Genomic DNA, 19578 nt, shown 5'->3' on the forward strand with positions numbered 1-19578 from the left:
GGCCGATCTGCGTTTGAAGGGCAGCGAACTAGAACTTATGCCGGATCGCCGCGCGCACGACGACCTGCTTCGACGTCGACGACGGCGATTGCGTGCCGGGGATGAATGCGAAATCGAGGATCGATAGCGTGGAATCGCCGGTGACCTGTTGATAAGCGCCCTGCAGATAGAGGTCGGTGCGTTTGGACAGGTTGTAGTCGGCCATCAGGCCGAACGTATGGATGCGCGGCTTCACGCCGCCGTTCGATGCGTCGTAGGTTTCCATCGTGTACACGTACTGCGCGCCGACGAACAGCACCGGCGAAATCTGATATTTGCCGTTGATCTCGAAGTTCTGATACTTGAGCGAATTCAGCAGCACGCCCGGCGGTGTGACGGGCACGAGCGGCACCGGCGGCTCGATGCCGAGATAGCCGTTTGCGGTCGGCTCCAGGTAGTTCGAATTGCTATAGACGAAGCCCGCCGTCGCCGGTCCGAACGTATAGGTGATGCCGCCGCCGAACACGCGCAGGCGCGTCGCGACGAAGCCGGCGTCGTTCGCGGTGATCGCCCCGTTCGAGCCGTTGCCCGGATTGTCGGCCTGCAGATAGGCGGCCGCGACCAGCAGCCCGCCGTACGTGTACTGGCCGCCGAAGCTGTAGGCGCGATTGTTGGCGAAGTTCGTGTCGTTGCTGAAGCTGTAGGTGCCGCCGAACTGGAAGCCCGAGATCGACGGGCTCGTGTACTTGACGGTGTTGTCGAGGCGGAACGTGTTGTCGGTGTTGTCGTTGTCGTACGGATGCGAGAACAGCTCGCCGCCCCAATTGCCGTTGGCCGTGGTCTGCGCGAGATAATCGACGACCGAGTCATATTGCCGGCCGAACGTCAGCGTGCCGTACGCCTGTGAACTGAGTCCGACGAAAGCCTGCCGGCCGAACAGGCGGCCGCCCTGCCCGAGCCGCCCGGAATTCAGATCGAAACCATTCTCGAGCTGGAAGATCGCCTTCAGGCCGCCGCCGAGATCTTCGGAGCCCTTCAGGCCCCAGCGGCTTCCCTGCGCAAGACCGCTGGCGAGTTCATAAACATGGCCGTGGCCGACATTGTTCGTGTAGTTGATGCCTTCGTCGATCACGCCGTACAGCGTGACGCTAGTCTGCGCGGCGGCAGGCGCGGCAAGAACGGCAGACGCAGCAATGGAGACAGCCAGCGCGAGCACTTGCTTGTTCATGATGATCTCCCTGCACCTCGAGTGATAGGACAACTCGATCCGGCCGCTTTGTTCTCTTTGCTCTTTGTTCTCGTCACTTTTCCAGCAGTTCTGAAGACTGCTCCAATAGCTGCGCTTTTCCGGAAATCCTCACACGACATCATCTGGCCGTCCATGAGTGGATGCGCCAAGCATCGAGAATGTTGCTAATTCTCCACTGCGCGTTGCTGCCTCTTTTTTCGTAACGTCGCTTCAGGTAAACAGCGGCCGCTGCTGCGGTCTCGCTGCGTCATTGTCATGAAAAGAAATATAATCTGCGCCTTTGCTGCAATGCAACGGAACTCGGCGTCACCGCGAAGGTCATCTTCACAGCCCGCTGACACGGCCGCCTTCCGATACCGGTCGAGCGTGGCGAGATGGGCCACAGGCGACGCCAGCACGGATCACCTCACCGCCGCAGCACCCAATCCCATATTAAAAAGCCTCGTGAGACGCCCGCCGCGCTGGATCAGCGCGCCGTCGCACGGGGCTGCTTTTGACGCAAACAATGGCCAAGTCATCTTCCCGCCTGATCGAGCTCGACTTTTTCCGCGGACTGGTTCTGCTGATCATCGTCGTCGATCACATCGGCGGCAGCATTCTGTCGCGCGTGACGCTGCATGCGTACGCGCTGTGCGATGCCGCCGAAGTATTCGTGTTCCTCGGCGGCTTCGCGACCGCCACCGCCTATGCGACGCTTGCCGAGCGGCGCAATGAGACGATCGCGCGCGGCCGCTTCCTGCGCCGCTCGTTCGAGATCTATCGCGCGTTTCTCGTCACCGCCGGGCTGATGCTGCTGGTCAGCGCGGTGCTAACCGCATTCAGCATCGACGGGCCGAATCTCGCCACGACCGATCTCGACGACCTGATCGACACGCCGCTTGCCGCGCTGCGCGACATCGTGCTGCTACGCCGCCAGCCGTACCTCGCGTCCGTGCTGCCGATGTACGCGTTCTTCGCGCTGCTGGTGCCCGCGATCCTGCCGCTCGCGCGCAGCAAGCCTTGGCTGCTGGTCGCCGGCAGCGTCGCGCTGTGGGCCGGCGCACCGGCGGTCAGCCAGTACCTTCCCGCCGCGCCAGACATGCACTGGGACTTCAACCCGTTCGCGTGGCAACTGATGTTCGTGCTCGGCGTGCTCGCGCGCTGCCAGCCGGTGTATCAGCGCACCAGCGCGCATCGATCCGGATGGCTCGTCAGCGTGCTGGCGTTCGCGGTGGTCGTGGGCGCCGCGTACTACAAGCTCGTTGTGCTGCATGCGCCACTTGCCGCGAGCCTCAAGCAGAACCTGTCCTACCTGCGCGCGGGGAACTTCCTCGCGATCGCGTGGCTCGTCGCCAATCTGGTCGAACTCGGCTGGGCGAAGAAGGTCGCGCGGCGGCTGCCGTGGGTCGGCGTGATCGGGCGTCAGGGTTTGCTGTGCTTCATTGCCGGCGCGGTGATTTCGCTGGTGATCGACTCGGTGCTCTACGCGGCGACCGATGGTTACCTGAACTATCCGCTCGGACTGCTCGCCGATGCGGCCGCGGTCGGCGCGCTGTTTGCCGTCGCTTTGGCCGTGGAACCGCTGAAGCGGGTCGTCGGGCGGCTCGTGGACGGGCGGCTGCGGACGTCGGGCTGAAGAACTTTTCGGCAACGTTTCGAACGCCCTTCGAGCGGGTCCCTGACGCGTCGCGATTTTCGGGGCACTTGACGTACCCTTGGCGCCTGAAGAACTTTGCGCGCATAAAGCGCCGTCCTTCTCTGCGCCACTTTCCATCTCAAATCTGGCGCCAATGCTGATAGCATGACGGCCGCGCGCGAGTCCCGCGCCCGCCGTCCTTTCCTACTGACATGCGTCGATTCCTCGGTTTCGCCCTCGCACTGCTTGCCTTCGCCGTCGGCGCGCCCGCGTTCGCGAGCACGGTCGCGAGCCGCAGCTTCCATTCCGATGCGCTCGGCCGCGACTGGAACTACACGATCTACCTGCCGGGCGGCTATCGCGCGGACGGTCCGCGCCTGCCGGTGCTCTACCTGCTGCACGGCAATAACGGCGACGCCAACGACTGGCTCACGCAAGGTCATTTGCAGAACGCCGCGGACACGCTGATCGAGCGCAAGGAGATTGCCCCGGTCGTCATCGTGATGCCGCAAGGCGGCACGGACTGGTACGTCGACCGCAAGGAAAAGATGGAGAGCGCGTTCTTCGACGATCTGCTGCCCGAGATCGAAACGCACTACGCGGTCGCGACGCAGCGCGGAGGCCGGATGATCGGCGGCGTGTCGATGGGCGGCTTCGGCGCGCTGCGCTACGCGCTGACGCGGCCCGAGATGTTTTGCGGCGCGCTGCTGCTCAGTCCGGCGATCTACACGAACGAGCCGCCGCGCGCGTCGGCGGCGCGGCGGGTCGGCGTGTTCGGCGAGCGCCAGTTCGATCCGCGCGTGTGGCACGAGCTCAACTATCCGGCGCAGTGGGACCGCTACATGAGCCAGGCGTATCGCCTGCCGATGTTCATCGCATCCGGCGACGACGACCTCGACATCCAGGCCGACGCGTCGCTGCTGTACACGCATCTGCGGCTCGCGGGCAATCCGGCGGCGTTGCGCATCATCGACGGCGGCCACACGTGGGACGTGTGGAGCGCGCTGTTGCCCGCCGCGCTCAAATACACGCTCGGCTGCGTGAAGCCGCCGGCGCAGTAGCATCCGTCGAATCAGCGCCCTTGAGCCGGCGCGGCACTCGAGGCGCACGGCCGCCCAGCCCCGCGTCCCTCGACACCCGCGCTACTCCACGAGATCGGTCCACAGCACCATCAGCACCGTCATCAACGCGGGGCCGATGAAAATCCCCAGCAGCCCGAACGTCTCCGCTCCGCCGAGAATGCCGAACAGCACGAGCAGAAACGGCAGGCGCGTCGAGCTGCCGATCAGCACAGGCCGCACGAAGTGCTCGGCGACGAACACGACGACCGCGCCGAATACCAGCAGCCCGGCCGCCGCGACCATCGAGCCCTGCACGAGCAGCCACAGCGCCGCAAGACCGAACACGATCGGCGCGCAGAACGGCAGCATCGCGGCAATCGCCGTGACGAAGCCGAGCAGCGCCGCATGCGGCAGCCCGGTCACGAAGTAGGCGACGCCAAGCAACAGGCCTTCGCCGACGCCGACCACGATCAACCCCGACACGGTGCCGCGCACCGCGGTACCCATATGCGCGACGAGGTCCGCGCCGCTATCGCCGAAACCGCGTCGCGCGGCCTTCAGCAGCGAGCCGGACAACCGCGGCCCCGCCTGAAAAATCACGAACAGCGTGACCAGCATGAACGCGAACACCATTGCCGCATGCGCGGCGCGCGCGCCGAAATGCCGGCCGAGCGTCATCACCGTATTGCTGTGCAAGCCTTTCATCGCGGCCGAGTCGCGCAGAGGCTGAGCAAGATTGGCCTGCCACCAGGAAGTGATCTGCTGCACGCCGAACGGCAGACGGTTGATGAAGTCCGGCAGCGCGATGCCGTTCTCCTGCACGCTGCGGAACCAGTCGTTCAGCTCGTGCGCCTCGCGCAGCGCCTGGGCGATGCCGAGCCCGACCGGCAGCAGCACGAGCACGGCGATCACCAGCGTGAAGACCGTCGCGAGCAAGGTCGCGCGCCCCTTGAACCAGTGGCTGCCCGCCACCTTGTGCAGCAGCGGCCACAGCGCGATCGCGACGACCCCGGCCCACGCCACCACCACGATGAAATCGCGCACCACCCACAATGCGAGCAGCGCGAGACCGATATACAGCACGAGCGATGCCGCCTTCTGCTTTTTCAGGCGCTCGGCGGCGACGGACGACGCTTCGGGAGAGTTGGGGGGGACTGCGGGAGGGCGTGGAATCATGTGAACTCTTGTGTTTTTGAACGGTGTGCGCGCGAGCCGACCTGAAAAATTCAAACCCGCTACACTGACGGCTCAGTTCGCCGCCCGACATTCCACATCTTAAAGGAAGCGTTGCCGCCTCTTTCCCGGCCGCCCTTCCTCGTCGCGCCACAGGCAACACAGCGTTGCAAAAATATGCATTATTAAAAAATCACATAAAAAATGCTTGCAACGCCTGTCATTTCGGCAAATCGCAAATGTCAAGTCTGATTATTGCTAATCCCGGAACGGTGTTTCAACGATGACACAATGGCTATCCGGCGCGCGGGGGACTAAATTCGGCACTCCACAACACGGAGCCGATGATGACCCTGGAGTCCATCCCCCTCGACGGTAGCAATGGCGTACGCATCGAAATTCTCGAGAGCTCCGACACGACGCTGGTGATCCGCTGGGTCGAGCCGGGCCGCTGCCACTACGGTGAGCAACGCTGGCGCCGTCGCTCGGCGCATTCTTCCGGCACCTGCGCGGTGTCGCGCCGCAAGATCCGTCGCGGTGACCCTGTGTTCAAGCCGGCCGAGCGCCCGGCGCCGTCGAATGCGTCCGCGATGATCTGCGCGGAAATCCTCGAACCGCTGCTTGAAGCGGCCTGACGCACGGAACGTTCCCGAGTCCCGCGCACCAAGCACGGGTTTCAATTCGTTGTTCCGGGGGCGATCTCCCTACTGCCCATGTGCCCTTAGCGAGCGCGTGCCCGGCGGCCGCGGCATCGCAAGATGCGGCGCCGCGCCGGCCCCGCTGCCGGTTGCCGCCCCGCGCCTCGTGCGTTAAGGTGGACTCGTTGCGCCCGCCCGACCGCCGGCTCGCTATCCGGTGCCGGCCGCGCGCCTTCCACCACCGCGCCGCGCCCGCCGCGACGCCGCTTGAGGGCCGATCATGGCAGAAGACACGCCGCAAACCCGCGCGGCCAACGCCGCTTCCACGCCTCCCGCCTCCTCCGCTCCTCCCGCTTTGCTGATCCCGCCGCAGCAGTTCTCTCTCGACGTGCTGCTCGAAAAGTATGCGAAAGGCGACGAGCAATCGGCCGACGATGTATATCGCCGCGTCGCGCGCGGCGTCGCCGAGGCCGAGCCGCCCGAGTTGCGCGCGTCGGTCGAGGAACAGTTCGTCGACAACATGCGCCACGGCTCGCTCGGCGCGGGCCGCATCATGAGCGCGGCGGGCAGCGGCATCGCCGCGACGCTGATCAACTGCTTCGTGCAGCCGGTTGGCGATTCGATCCAGGGCGTCGATGAACAGGGCTTGCCCGGCATCTACGTGGCCCTGCTGCAGGCGGCCGAAACGATGCGGCGCGGCGGCGGCGTCGGCTACAACTTCTCCGCGATCCGGCCGAAGGGCGCGCGCGTCCACACCACGAGTTCGGCCGCCTCGGGTCCGTGCAGCTACATGGACGTGTTCGACGCGTCGTGCCGTACCGTCGAAAGCGCGGGCTCGCGGCGCGGCGCGCAGATGGCGGTGCTCGACTGCAACCACCCTGACCTGCTCGAATTCATCGAGGCCAAGCATTCGAAGGGACGCTGGAACAACTTCAACGTGTCGGTCAGCGTCACCGACGAGTTCATGCGCGCGGTCGAAAACGACGAGGCGTGGCAACTGGTCCATCGCGCCGAGCCGTCGCCGGCGCTGCGCGCGGCCGGCGACGTGCGGCAGCGCGAAGACGGCCTGTGGGTCTACAGCGAACACCCGGCGCGCGCGATCTGGGACCGCATCATGCGCTCGACGTACGACGTCGCCGAGCCCGGCATCGTGTTCATCTCGCGGATGAACGAGGACAACAATCTGCGCGCCGTCGAAACGATCCGCGCCACCAATCCGTGCGGCGAGCAGCCGCTGCCCGCGTACGGCTGCTGCAATCTGGGGCCGCTCAATCTGACGCGCTTCGTCGTCGATCCGTTTGCGCAGTTGCAGGGCCGCCAGCCGTCGTTCGACTGGGACGGCCTCGCGCGGCGCACCCGCACGCAGGTGCGTTTTCTCGACGACGTGCTCGACGTCACGCTGTGGCCGCTGCCGCAGCAATACGACGAATCGCGCGCGAAGCGGCGCATCGGCGTCGGCTTCACCGGCCTCGGCGATACGCTCGTGATGATGGGCCTGCGCTACAACTCGCAGGAAGGCCGCGATTTCGCGGTGCGCATCGCGCGGCTGATGCGTGACGAGGCGTATCGCGCGTCGGTCGAGCTCGCGAAGGAGCGCGGCGCGTTCGAGCTGTTCGACGCCGCGCGCTATCTTGAAGCCGGCACGTTCGCGTCGCGCCTGCCCGATGACATTCAGCAGGCGATCCGCCGCGACGGCATTCGCAACAGCCACCTGCTGTCGATCGCGCCGACCGGCACCGTGAGCCTCGCGTTCGCCGACAACGCGTCGAACGGCATCGAGCCGGCGTTCTCGTGGACTTATACGCGCGTGAAAGTGATGGCCGACGGCGGTCGCGAATCGTTCGACGTCGAGGACTACGCGTACCGGCTCTACCGCGAGCTCGGCGGCGACGTGAGCCGGCTACCCGACTATTTCGTCAGCGCGCTGCAGATGTCGGCGCGCGACCATCTCGACATGATGGCGGCCGTCCAGCCATACGTCGACACATCGATCTCGAAGACCGTCAACGTGCCAGCCGACTATCCGTTCGACGCGTTCGAAAGCCTCTACTTCGATGCATGGAAAAGCGGGCTGAAGGGCCTTGCCACCTATCGCCCCAACGACACGCTCGGCGCGGTGCTGAGCGTGACGCCCGCGCAGGCCGACGACACGCTCGCCGAGATGGACCAGGACCCGCTGCGTATCGCGATCGATCATCGGCCCAGAGGCGAGTTGCCGGCGATCATCGAGAAGGTCGAGTATCTGACCCAGGCGGGCAAGAAGTCGCTGTATGTCGCGGCGTCCTTCATCGAGGTGACGGGGCGGCTCGGCGGCGAGGACGTGACGATCGAGCGGCCGATCGAGTTCTTCATTCCGACCGGTCAGCGCGACGAGTCGCAGCAGTGGATCACCGCGACGATGCGTTCGCTGTCGCTGGCCGCGCGCGGCGGCTTCGTTGCGCGCAATCTGCAGGATATGCGCAAGGTGTCATGGGATCGCGGACAGGTGCGGCTTGGCGACGTGCAGCGTCTCGACGGTCATCGCGCGCCGCGCTGGCACGATTCCGAAGTGGCGGCGCTCGCGTTCGCGATCCAGCAAATCCTGTATCGACGCGGCTTTCTCGACGCCGAGGGCAATCAGGTCGCGTCGCGGATGCTCGCGCGTTTGCCGCGCGGGCACATGAAAACCGACATGGCGCTGTCCGCCGATTTCGGCATCCGTCCGAATCCAGCGGATAGCGCCGACACCTTGCTGCAGCCGAACGGCACGCAAGGACTGCACACGATGCTCGGACGCAAATGCGCTTCGTGCGGCGCGAATGCGGTGATTCGCAAGGACGGCTGCGATTTTTGTACCGCGTGTGGGGAGGTGGGGGCGTGCGGGTAGTGTGAGGCGAGGAGCGCGCTGGCACCCAGGCCGAACGCGCTTATTGAAGGCGATGCCTCACCCCACCTTCGCGTAATAAAGATTCTGCGGATGCTTCGCCTCCGCGAAGAAAAACCAGCGCTCCGCCACGAGCCCCGCATACTGCACGAGACAAGCCGCGGCCAGCAAGCCGAACGACCCGCCAGGTGAACGCAGCCCCGCGCCCAGCACGATCAACACGACCGGCACGACGAACGCACCCACGAGAAAGCCCCATTTGACGCCACGCAACGTCCGCGCCGATTTGCCGTGAAAGAACTCGCGCAAATTGAACGCACCGGCGGTGAAGCCTCGTGACACCTGCACGAGCTTCGGATTGCGGATGCCCGTCGCGCTCTGCACCGTCGATTTCGGCCGCAAGCGCGCATTGCGCATGAGCGACGCGTAGCGGCTCGCGCAACCGGCGAGCGTCAGCAGGCACGCGCAGACCGCCAGTCCCGCCGTCAGCGCGGGCGCGAACCATGCGCTCAGTGCGGTCGCGAGCGTCAAGCCCGATGCGCAGCCGAGCAGCACGAAGTTCACCAGCGTCAGCGGCGTCGCCCACTCCTGCAGAAAGCGCAGGCACGCATAGATCATCGCGGTGCAGACGAACAGCGCGGCGCTCGCGAGCACGCCGAGCCAGCCGAGCGCGAGCGACCACGGCGAGCCGAACCAGTGCGCGACGCCATACAGGCACGCGCACGCCAGAAACGCCGGCAGGCACAGACATTCGCGCGACAACCACGAGGTGCGCCACATCGCGATCGCGCGCCACGCGCGTTCCGGATGGCCAAGATGGAAGAACGACGCGATCAGACCAAGACCGCCCAGCAGCACCGCGAGCGCCGCGCCGCTCACGTAGAACGCGGTGGCGGGTTGCGCAACGACGCCCAGGCACGCCGCACTCTCGACGCCGACGAGCGCGATCAACAGCCCCTGCGCCGCGCCGCTCAGCGTGGTCAGGAAGACTACGGAAAATGCCGGATTCATCGTATGGCCTCGTTGTCGTTCAAATGCGCTTCGCGATCGACGCGAGATGCACTTCGCCATGCGCGAGCTGCCCCTCGAGCTGCGAGTCGGGCGAGCCCGACGTGTGCGTGGCATCGCCGGTGGTCGTTCCTGACGATTTGCACGAGCACCCGTCGCCGCCGCAACTCGCGGACGCGATCGGCACGCGCGGCAAATAGTGATTCGCGGGGCGCGTGCCCCACTCCGGCATCAACTGATAGCCGCCGCGCTCGCGGATCGCTTGCGACACTACCGACTCCGGATCGTGGATATCGCCGAACAGCCGCGCGGATGTCGGACAGGCGAGCACGCAGGCCGGCTTGCGATCGCGCTCGGCCAGATGCTCGTCATGAATGCGATCGACGCACAGCGTGCACTTGGTCATCTCCTTGCGCGCTTCGTCGAGTTCGCGCGCGCCGTACGGGCATGCCCAGGCGCAATACTTGCAGCCGATGCAGCGATCGAAATCGACCAGCACGAGACCGTCTTCCTTGCGCTTGTAGCTCGCGCCCGTGGGACACACCGGCACGCACGGCGGGTCCTCGCAATGCAGGCACGACTTCGGGAAATGGATCATCTCCGTATCGGGGAAGCTGCCCGCTTCGAAACTCTGCACGCGGTTGAAGAACGTGCCGGACGGGTCCGCGTCGTACGGATTGAAATCGGCGAGGCTGCCCGATTCGCCTGACGTGTTCCATTCCTTGCAGCTCGTCACGCACGCCTGGCATCCCACGCAGACGTTCAGATCGATCACCAGCGCCATCTGGGTCATTGCAAGCTCCTTGCCGTGGCTTTAGCGGTCGTCGCCGTTAGTTTCGGCGCGGCGCAACGTCCCGCGCAGGCGAGCCGCGAATTCTCCGCGTCCCGCGAAATAGGTCTGGACGATGCGCGACACCACACTCTTCTGTGCAACCGCGCCGGGCAATTCGGGCATCGCCTCGAACTGCGGCAGCGTGTGCCGCGCGTCGGCTTCGGCCGGATAGATGCGCACGCGCACGTCGTACCAGGCGGCCTGGCCCGTCACCGGATCGGAGTTCGACATGCGCGCGGGTGCCTCGTCGCGGCCCGGCAACTCGTCGGTGATCAGGTGATTGAGCAGGAAGCCGCGCTGCGATTCGTTCGCGTCGGGACCGAGATTCCATGCGCCCGCCGCTTTGCCGATCGCGTTCCACGTCCATACGGTGCCCGGTTCGACGGTCTCGCTGTAGCGCGCCATACAGCGCACCCGGCCCCATTGCGATTCGACGTAGATCCAGCTGCCGTCGGCGATGCCGTTCCCGCTCGCCGTTTTCGGATTCACATAAAGGTAATTCTCCCCATGAATCTGCCGCAGCCACGCGTTCTGCGAATCCCACGAGTGATACATCGCCATCGGCCGCTGGGTGACCGCGGCGAGCGGGAATCGCGCGAGATCCGTCGCCGCGCTTTCGAGCGGTGCGTACCAGAACGGCAGCGGATCGAAGTACCTGGCGACGCGCGCGCGCAGATGGTCGGGCGGCTGCCGGCCGCTTGTGCGTCCTTGCGCGGCGAGCCTGAACTTCTGCATCACGTCCGAGTAAAGCTGGATCAGAATCGGTTCGCTGAATTTGCGGAAACCGTTTTTGACCGCCCAGTCGAGATACGGTCCGTTGCAGTTGCGCATGTACTGCAAGGTCTCGGGCAAGCGGTAATGGAATACGCAGTTGTTCTTCGCGTACTGCTCCCATTGATTCGGATTCGGCTCGCCGACGAGGGCCTTGTCGCCATCCTTGCCGCGCCAGCCGATCAGAAAGCCGACCCCGGAACCGGGCGAGGTCGTGTGATTGACGATGAAGTCCGGATAGTCGCGAAAGCGCCGGCCGCCATCCGCATTGGTGAACGCCGGAAACTTCAGGCGCGACGCCAGTTCGATCAGCACTTCCTGGAACGGCTTGCATTCGCCGGTCGGCGGCACGACCGGTACCCGCACCGAATCGACGGGGCCGTCGAACTCGGAGATCGGCCGGTCGAGCATCGACATCGCGTCGTAACGTTCGAGGTAAGTCGTGTCCGGCAGGATCAGATCGGCGAACGCGGTCATCTCCGACTGGAACGCGTCGCACACGACGAGAAACGGAATCTTGTAGTCGCCGTTGGCGTGTTTGTCGGCGAGCATCTCGCGCACCTTCATCGTGTTCATCGACGAATTCCACGCCATGTTGGCCATGAAAATCATCAGCGTGTCGATGGGATACGGATCGCCGCGCCACGCGTTGGTGATCACGCTGTGCATGACGCCGTGCACCGCGAGCGGATATTCCCACGAGAACGCCCGGTCGATGCGCACCGGACCGCCGTGTTCGTCGATGAACAGATCCTCGGGCGCGGCGGGCCAGCCTAGCGGGCCCGTCGCAAGCGGTGTATTGGGCTTCACCGCGGCGGGGTCGTTCGGTGGTTTCGCCGATGGCGGCACCGCGCGCGGAAACGGCGACTTGTGACGAAAGCCGCCGGGACGGTCGATCGTGCCCATGAGAGACATCAGGACGGCGAGCGCGCGGATCGACTGAAAGCCGTTCGAATGCGCGGCGAGCCCGCGCATCGCATGAAAAGCGACCGGGTTGCCCGTGACCGTCTCGTGCGTTTCGCCCCACGCGTCGGTCCAGCGGATCGGCAGCGTGATGCGGTGCCGGCGGCCCGTCTCTATCATCTCGCCGGCGAGCCGCCGGATCGTCCCGGCCGCGATGCCGGTGATCGCCGCCGCCCATTCGGGCGTGCACTCGGCGACGCGCTCGCGCAGCAATGCAAACGACGGCGTTACCGGCTTGCCGTTGTCGAGCGTGTAACGGCCGTCGAGCGCGGGCCTCACGCCGCTCGCATGATGCGGTACCGCGCGCTGGGTGGCCGGGTCCCACCACAGATGATTCTGCGGAAACAGCGGATTGCCTTCGGCCCGTTCGGGATCGCGCACGAACAAACCGAAGTTTTCGCTCGCTTCGTCGAGATCGATCAGCTCCGCCGCGTTCGTGTAGCGCTGCACGAACTCGTGATCCCACGCGTCGGCGGCGATCAGTTCGTGCAGGAACGCCATGAACAGCGCGCCGTCGGTGCCAGGCTTGATCGGCACCCATTCGTCCGCGATCGCCGCATAGCCGGTGCGGATCGGATTGATCGCGATGAAGCGGCCACCCGCGCGCTTGAACTTCGCAATCGCGATCTTCAGCGGATTCGAATGATGATCTTCCGCGGTGCCGATCATGAAGAACAGCTTCGCGCTGTCGAGATCCGGTCCGCCGAATTCCCAGAACGAACCGCCGATTGTATAGATCATGCCGGCCGCCATGTTCGACGAGCAAAAGCCGCCGTGCGCCGCATAGTTCGGCGTACCGAACTGTTTGGCGAACAGGCCGGTCAGCGCCTGCATCTGGTCGCGGCCCGTGAACAGCGCGAACTTCTTCGGATCGCTCGAGCGAATCGCGGCGAGACGCTTTTCGAGCACGTCGAACGCGGTGTCCCACGAGACCGGCTCGAACTGCGCGCTGCCGCGCTGCGCGCCGGCCTTGCGCATCAAAGGCTGCGTAAGGCGCGCGGGCGAGTACTGCTTCATGATGCCGGAGGCACCCTTCGCGCAGATGACGCCCTGATTGAGCGGATGCTCCGGATTGCCGTCGATATAGCGCACCTCGCCGTCGCGCAAATGCACGCGGATGCCGCAGCGGCACGCGCACATGTAGCAGGTGGTGGTCTTGACATCGAGCCGTTCGTTCTGCGTGCGGGCGTGGTGCTCCATGGCCATCTCCGTCGTTGCTTCTGGTGGGCCGAAGCGCGCGTCATACGCGCTGCTCATACGATATCGACCATCGTATTCGCACCTGCCTCACAAGGGAAATCGCGATTTGCGAGCAAAACTATCCGGCGCACCGATAGTTTCGGTTTCGCTTTCAGCTATGCGCTTTTTTCGACGGCGTGTCCAGTCGGGTGAGATCGGTTGGGTGCGCCGGGACGCTCGTTTAAGCGCGGCCCTCCAGTTGCGCGATCAGCGCATCCGGAATTTCGACGCCCTCCTCGTATGCCGCCTGCGCAAGCTGCTCCCGGCGATAACCGGGCAGGCGCACGTCGTCAACCATCAGCATCATCTCGATCAGCGCCTCGACACGCGACAGATACGCGTCGTCGCCGGCCAGCGCGCCCGGGTCGATCACCCAGAACAGGTGGCCGATGCGCGAGCGCTCGCCCTCCTCGGTCAGGAACGAGCCCGCTTCGCAGCCGAAGTTCGCGCCGCTCAGCGCGGCGGCCAGCTGCTCGACCACGAGCGCCAGCATCGCGCCTTTCGCGCCGCCGAACGGCGGCATCATGCCGTCGAGCGCGGCGCTGCTCTGCCTACCAGCGCTTCGTCTTGATGTTGTGCACGTGGGCGTGCTCGCCGGCCTTGATCGGCGCGACCACCTTGCCGATGTCGACGCCGTACTTGAACACCGTGTCGCCAACGGCCATGTCCTTCAGCGCGATCTTGTGACCGATCGGAATGTCCTGCTTCGCCGGCACGGTGACGATTTCGTCGTCGTCCATGATCCATGCGTTGAGCAGCGTGCCCGCCTTGATGCCCTCGACCACCGCCACGCCGACCGTGTCTTTCGCCTCGTGCAGCACGATGTGGATCGTTCTGCGCGGCGCCGACGCGCCCGCTGCGGTGTCGTTGATGTCTGCCGTGGGATTGCTCACGAGCGTCTCCATTCGTTGTTTGAATGCGGTGAGGGTGCCGCCGGGGCAGCGCAGCCAGGTGCGCCGCGGTGAATCGATATTAGGCGGCGACTTACCCAATGTCAACTAGGTCATATATATGTGTTAAACGACTGGGCGAGAACCGGGCCCTTGTCGCGATTCACCGACAACATACGATTCATCCAGATGGATTAGATGACCTGGTCGTTTAGAATCAGGGCAGGTTCAACCCCGGCGAGCGGCACGACTCGCGTATCCCAGAGGTTTTCATGAGCACGCTCGCGATCAATGCGCCCGCAGTGGGAGGCACACGGTACAAGGAGGTCAAGAGCGCGATTCTCGCGGCGCTCGCGGCCGGCGAATGGAAAGGCGGCGAATGCATTCCTTCGGAAAAGCGCCTCGCCGAACGCTTCGGCGTGTCGATCGGCACGCTGCGCAAAGCCATCGACGAACTGTGCGCCGAGAACATTCTGATCCGTCATCAGGGGCTCGGCACGTTCGTGGCGATGCATCAGCGCGACCGGCACTTCTTCCGCTTCTTTCGCATCGTGCGGCGCGACGGCGACAAGGCCTACCCGGTCGTCACGCTGATCGGGTTCAGGAAGGCGCGTGCCTCGCGCGAGGCGGCCGCCGCGCTCGGCATCGACACCGGCGCGCGCGTTCTGCAGTTCGTCAACGGGCTCGCGCTGCACGGCAAGACCGTGCTGATCGAACATATCACCGTGCCCGAAGCGCTGTTTCCCGGCTTGACGGAAAGCAAGCTGCGCAACCGGCCGAACACGCTGTACAACTTCTATCAGGACGGTTTCGGCATCAACGTGGTCGAGACCGATGAGCATGTGAGCGTTGGGCTCGCCAATGAGCTCGAAAGCACACAACTAGGCGTCGAAGTCGGCGCGCCGCTGCTCGAGATCCGGCGCATCGCGTACTCGTATCACCGCAGGGCGGTCGAACTGCGCATTTCGCGCCTCAATACCGACGAGTACGAGTACATCGGCACGCGCGCGGCGCGCGACGATCAGAAATAGCGGACCTCGGTCGCCGCTTGCGCTTCATATCACATCTGCGCAAAAACGACAGGCCAATCGTCTTTCATTTTCGGCCGGCGCCAACCTGTCTAAAATAGCCGCACTTCCGCCCCCGAGAACCTCATGCTGGATACCCTCACGAGCGGCTCCGCGCCCATCAGCGACGACTCCGGGATGTTCGAACTCGCGCCCGTGTCGCTGTGGCTCGAAGATTTCAGCGGCGTGCGCGCATTGTTCGACGCGTGGCGAGCCGCCGGCGTGACCGATCTGCGCGCCCATTTCGCCGAAGACCCGCGCCGCGTCGCCGAATGCGCTCATCGCATCCGCGTGATCAAGGTCAATCGCCAGACGCTCACGCAATTCGAGGCCGCCGATTTCGACACGCTGACGAGCAATCTCGCCTCGGTGTTCCGCGACGACATGCTGAAAACGCACCTCGAAGAGCTGTGCCAGCTGTGGGCCGGACAGTCGAACTTCACGAGCCACACGGTCAACTACACGCTCGGTGGACGGCGCCTCGACGTACTGCTGAAAGGCGCGGTGCTGCCCGGTCACGAGGAACGCTGGGACCGCGTGCTGGTGTCGACCGAAGACATCACCGAGCTCGAAGGCGCGCGGCGCCGCGTCGCGCAAGCGGAAGAATACGCGCGCGGGCTCTTCGAGCATTCGCCGGTATCGCTGTGGGTCGAGGATTTCAGCGCCGTCAAACGCCTGCTCGACGGCGCGCGCGCGGCCGGCATCAACGATTTCCGCGTGTTTACCGACGTCCATCCTGAGTTCGTCGAACGCTGCATGGCTGAAATCCATGTGCTCGACGTCAACCATCACACGCTCGGGATGTTCGGCGCGAAGGACAAGAAAACGCTGCTCGCGCGCCTCGCCGACGTGTTCCGCGACGACATGCGTCCGCATTTCCGCGAGCAGTTGATCGAGCTATGGGACAACAAGCTGTTCCAGCAGCGCGAGGTGCTCAACTATTCACTCGACGGCAACGAGGTGCACGTACACCTGCAATTCTCGGTGCTGCCAGGCCACGAACAGGACTGGGACCTCGTACTCGTCGCGCTGACCGACATCACCGCGCGCAAGAAGGCCGAGGCCTACCTCGAATTCCTCGGCAAGCACGACGTGCTGACCAAGCTGCGCAACCGCTCGTTCTACGTCGACGAGCTGAACCGGCTCGAACGCAAGGGACCGTGGCCCGTGACGATCATCATGGCCGACCTGAACGGCCTGAAGCGTGTGAACGATCAGCTCGGTCACGCGGCCGGCGACGCGCTGCTGCGGCGTGCCGGCGAAGTGCTCGCGAAGGCGATGGAATCGCCGTTCCACGCGGCCCGCATCGGCGGCGACGAGTTCGCGATCCTGATGCCCGATACCGACGAGCGCGGCGGCGCGGCGATGATCGACGCGATCCGCCAGCTCGTCGAGATGAACAACCAGTTCTATCCGGGCTCGCCGCTGAGCTTCTCGATGGGCGCGGCAACCTGCCAGCGCGGCGATCGGCTGGAAGCGGGCGTGCAGCACGCCGACCTGCTGATGTACGAGGAAAAGCGCGCGCACTACGGGGCGCAGCCGGGGGCGGACGCGACGGCGAAGTAACGCTCGCCGGCGTCAGGCGTTCACCACGCCAACGCAACGCTCAACCTCAGCCCGGCAGTTTGGCCGCGAGCACATCCAGCTTGACGATGCCCGGCGGCGACGCGAACAGCTCGCCCGCCTTCTCCATCAACGCGGCCGCGACCTTGCCGTTCAGATGCGCGTCGCGGCCGGCTTCGTCGTCGAACGCGTCGAAAATGGCGTACGTCGACGGACCGAGCTTCAGACCGAACCATGCGGCGGTGGCCGGCTCCTGCTCGACGAGCGGCAGGCCGCCGAGCAGAAATGCCTCGACTTCCTTTTCCTTACCGGGCTTGGCTTCCAGACGGACATACAAAGCGAGCTTGACCATGATGCGACTCCTGGTGAGTTCGGCAGCGAACGGTCCTTTCAAAGCGCTTTGAAAAGTATAGGCGGCGTCGGCTGAGGCTGCGCCGGACCTACGTCGCCAGCAAGTCACGCACCCGGAAAGCGCAGCTCGAAGCGCACGACGCCCGGTTGCGGACACACCACACGCGCGCCGCCGCCATGCAGATGCATGATCGCCTTCACGATCGCGAGCCCGAGTCCGTTCGATTCGGTGAACGCGCTGCGCGCCGCGTCGCCGCGATAGAATCGGTCGAACAGCCGGTCGAGTTGCACGGCGGGAATCGGCTCGCCCTCGTTTTCGACCGTCACCAGCGCGCCTGCTTCGTCCTGCGCGCCGCGCAGGCGCACGATCGTGTCGCCCGCGCCGTAACGCACCGCGTTGACGACCAGATTGTTGATGGCGCGGCGGCACAGCATCGGATTGGCAGACGCGACGCCCGCCGCGTCGACTTCGAAACGCATCCCGCGTTCGTCGGCCAGGCCTTCGAAATAGTCGGCGATCCTGATGAGCTCGCCATGCAGATCGACCGGCTGCCGCTCGATCGACAACGCCGCATGATCCGCATGCGCGAGAAACAGGATGTTCTCCGCGATATGGCTCAGGCGATTCAACTCCTCGAGATTCGATTCGAGCAGTTGCTGATATTCGTCGGCTTCGCGCGGCTGGGCGAGCGCCACCTGGGTTTGGCCGACCAGCGCGCCGACCGGCGTGCGAATCTCGTGCGCGAGATCGGCGGAAAACTGCTGCAGGCGTTGATAGCCGTCGGCGAGACGATCGAGCATCGCGTTGAACGCGTGTGTGAGTTGACGCAGTTCCACCGGCGCCGCTTCGTCGTCGAGCCGGACCGCCAGGTTCGTCGGACTGATTTGCGCGGCCCGCGTGGCGATCTCGCGAACCGGTCGCAGCGCGCGGCGCAGCACGCCGTAAGCGAGCAGCGTCGCGGCCAGCATGCCGGTCAGCGTCGCCAGCACGATGCGGTTGCGGTACTCGGCCAGCATGCGCATTTCGTTCGTCATCGGATGGCCTGCGATCACCTCGACTTCGGCGCCATCCTCGCGCGCTGTCGCGGTCGCAAACGCCCAATGCACCGGCACGCCGTCGGGCAGGCGCGTCTGACGCATGTCGGCGGCACCCGGCGGATTGCCCGCCGGGCCGACCGGTAGATCAGGCACCGCGAGCCTGCCCGGATTCACGTCGACGAACGGCGCTTCGCCCGGCCGCCGGAAGATCAGCACGTCCTCTTCCGCGCCGAGCATCGTCTCGAACAGCAGCGGGCGCTTTTTTAATTCGCTGACCGAATAAAGGTCGTGCACGATGCGGCTGAAATGCTCGACACGGCCGCTCAGCACGACGTCGGCGCGGCGTTGCAGCGAGACTTCGGCGGAATGATAAAAATACGCGCCGAGCGAGCCGATCACCGCGCAGGCGATCAGCGCGAACAGCAACGTCGTGCGCGCGATCAGCGAGCGTTCGGTCCAGAGTTTCATGCGCCGTCGCCGAACGTGTAGCCGATGCTGCGCACCGTGTGAATCAGCTTCCGCTCGAACGGGTGATCGAGCTTTGCGCGCAAGCGCTTGATCGCCACGTCGACCACGTTGGTGTCGCTATCGAAGTTCATGTCCCACACTTCCGACGCGATCTGCGAGCGTGACAGCGCTTCGCCCTCGCGGCGCACCAGCAGATGCAGCAGCATGAACTCCTTGTTGGTCAGCGGAATGTCGACGCCCTCGCGTGTGACCCGGCGGCGCAATACGTCGAGCTTGAGGTCGGCGACTTCGAACACGTCGCTCTCGCGGATCACGCTACGGCGCAACAACGTGCGAATGCGCAGTACCAGTTCGGTAAACGAAAACGGTTTGACCAGATAGTCGTCGGCGCCGAGTTCGAGACCGCGAATGCGGTCGCTGACCTGATCGCGCGCGGTCAGAAAAATCACCCGCAGATCGCGCCGCGCACGCAACGCCCGCATGATTTCCCAACCGTCGATGCCGGGCAGCATCACGTCGAGAACGACCAGTTCGTATTCATGCTCGAGCGCCAGATGCAGGCCGTCCGTGCCAGTGCGCGCGAGGTCGACCGCGTAGCCGTTCTCGCGCAGGCCCTTCTTCAGATAGTCGCCGGTTTTCGGATCGTCTTCGATGACCAGAATGCTCATGATGCTCGCTGCTCCTCTCGCGCGATGCGACCGTAAAGGCCGCGCTCGCACGCGCAAAAAAGCCTGATGACAGCGCTCGAGAACAACCGCAGCGCTCCCGGCGGCCATTCTACGTGGCCGCCATCGACCCTTGATGACGTTT

The 19578-nt window shown here is 64.9% G+C and carries 16 protein-coding genes; 6 read left to right on the forward strand and 10 right to left on the reverse strand.

All coding sequences use genetic code 11. The features are described 5' to 3' along the window. Positions 1-28: 28 nt before the first annotated feature. Positions 29-1207, reverse strand: coding sequence for a porin (locus HDG33_RS23410; RefSeq protein WP_184034023.1), 1179 nt, complete (start codon positions 1205-1207; stop codon positions 29-31). Positions 1208-1733: 526 nt separating this feature from the next. Here HDG33_RS23410 and HDG33_RS23415 point away from each other — a divergent pair. Both HDG33_RS23415 and HDG33_RS23420 read left to right on the forward strand, forming a co-directional pair. Next, complete coding sequence (locus HDG33_RS23415) at positions 1734-2843, forward strand: OpgC domain-containing protein (protein ID WP_184034026.1); 1110 nt, start codon at positions 1734-1736, stop codon at positions 2841-2843. Positions 2844-3055: 212 nt separating this feature from the next. Then, positions 3056-3904: an alpha/beta hydrolase family protein gene (locus HDG33_RS23420; RefSeq protein ID WP_184034028.1), complete on the forward strand. Its 849-nt coding sequence runs from the start codon at positions 3056-3058 to the stop codon at positions 3902-3904. A gap of 81 nt (positions 3905-3985) precedes the next feature. Here HDG33_RS23420 and HDG33_RS23425 read toward each other — a convergent pair whose 3' ends face one another. Then, complete coding sequence (locus HDG33_RS23425) at positions 3986-5080, reverse strand: AI-2E family transporter (RefSeq protein ID WP_184034031.1); 1095 nt, start codon at positions 5078-5080, stop codon at positions 3986-3988. Between the two features lie 344 nt (positions 5081-5424). On the opposite strand from HDG33_RS23425, the gene HDG33_RS23430 reads away from it, so the two are divergent. Then, positions 5425-5712, forward strand: a complete 288-nt coding sequence (locus HDG33_RS23430; protein WP_013091570.1) for a DUF3331 domain-containing protein — start codon at positions 5425-5427, stop codon at positions 5710-5712. A gap of 283 nt (positions 5713-5995) precedes the next feature. After that, the gene (locus tag HDG33_RS23435; RefSeq protein WP_184034046.1) at positions 5996-8581 is read left to right on the forward strand and encodes an adenosylcobalamin-dependent ribonucleoside-diphosphate reductase; all 2586 of its coding nucleotides are present in this window, start codon (positions 5996-5998) and stop codon (positions 8579-8581) included. A gap of 57 nt (positions 8582-8638) precedes the next feature. On the opposite strand, the gene HDG33_RS23440 is transcribed toward HDG33_RS23435, so the two are convergent. From HDG33_RS23440 to HDG33_RS23460, 5 genes are all read right to left on the reverse strand, one after another. After that, positions 8639-9589, reverse strand: coding sequence for a DmsC/YnfH family molybdoenzyme membrane anchor subunit (locus tag HDG33_RS23440; RefSeq protein ID WP_184034064.1), 951 nt, complete (start codon positions 9587-9589; stop codon positions 8639-8641). A 19-nt stretch (positions 9590-9608) separates the two neighbouring features. Next, positions 9609-10379, reverse strand: a complete 771-nt coding sequence (locus HDG33_RS23445) for a 4Fe-4S dicluster domain-containing protein (protein ID WP_184034067.1) — start codon at positions 10377-10379, stop codon at positions 9609-9611. 21 nt (positions 10380-10400) lie between these two features. Then, complete coding sequence (locus HDG33_RS23450) at positions 10401-13352, reverse strand: molybdopterin oxidoreductase family protein (RefSeq protein WP_184034070.1); 2952 nt, start codon at positions 13350-13352, stop codon at positions 10401-10403. Between the two features lie 220 nt (positions 13353-13572). Then, positions 13573-14049: an Ldh family oxidoreductase gene (locus HDG33_RS23455; protein ID WP_260330572.1), complete on the reverse strand. Its 477-nt coding sequence runs from the start codon at positions 14047-14049 to the stop codon at positions 13573-13575. After that, complete coding sequence (locus HDG33_RS23460) at positions 13943-14263, reverse strand: UxaA family hydrolase (RefSeq protein ID WP_311548378.1); 321 nt, start codon at positions 14261-14263, stop codon at positions 13943-13945. Before HDG33_RS23460 ends, HDG33_RS23455 begins: the two co-directional genes overlap by 107 nt. Before the next feature lie 290 nt (positions 14264-14553). On the opposite strand from HDG33_RS23460, the gene HDG33_RS23465 reads away from it, so the two are divergent. Beyond that, positions 14554-15312 carry a GntR family transcriptional regulator gene (locus tag HDG33_RS23465; protein WP_184034073.1) on the forward strand — a complete coding sequence of 253 codons (759 nt, stop codon included), beginning with the start codon at positions 14554-14556 and terminating at the stop codon, positions 15310-15312. Positions 15313-15435: 123 nt separating this feature from the next. Then, positions 15436-16914, forward strand: a complete 1479-nt coding sequence (locus HDG33_RS23470; protein WP_184034092.1) for a diguanylate cyclase domain-containing protein — start codon at positions 15436-15438, stop codon at positions 16912-16914. Positions 16915-16960: 46 nt separating this feature from the next. Here HDG33_RS23470 and HDG33_RS23475 read toward each other — a convergent pair whose 3' ends face one another. The 3 genes from HDG33_RS23475 to HDG33_RS23485 all read right to left on the reverse strand — a co-directional run bounded on the left by HDG33_RS23475 (position 16961) and on the right by HDG33_RS23485 (position 19436). Then, positions 16961-17263 carry a putative quinol monooxygenase gene (locus HDG33_RS23475; protein WP_184034096.1) on the reverse strand — a complete coding sequence of 101 codons (303 nt, stop codon included), beginning with the start codon at positions 17261-17263 and terminating at the stop codon, positions 16961-16963. A 104-nt stretch (positions 17264-17367) separates the two neighbouring features. Beyond that, entirely contained in the window at positions 17368-18768 is a 1401-nt protein-coding gene (locus tag HDG33_RS23480) for a heavy metal sensor histidine kinase (protein ID WP_184034099.1), read from the reverse strand. Continuing rightward, the gene (locus HDG33_RS23485) at positions 18765-19436 is read right to left on the reverse strand and encodes a heavy metal response regulator transcription factor (RefSeq protein WP_184034102.1); all 672 of its coding nucleotides are present in this window, start codon (positions 19434-19436) and stop codon (positions 18765-18767) included. The genes HDG33_RS23480 and HDG33_RS23485 overlap by 4 nt, the downstream gene beginning before the upstream one ends. Between the last annotated feature and the right edge of the window lie 142 nt (positions 19437-19578).

Origin of the sequence: Paraburkholderia sp. Cpub6 (assembly GCF_014201065.1) — a bacterium.
GTDB lineage: Bacteria > Pseudomonadota > Gammaproteobacteria > Burkholderiales > Burkholderiaceae > Paraburkholderia > Paraburkholderia tuberum.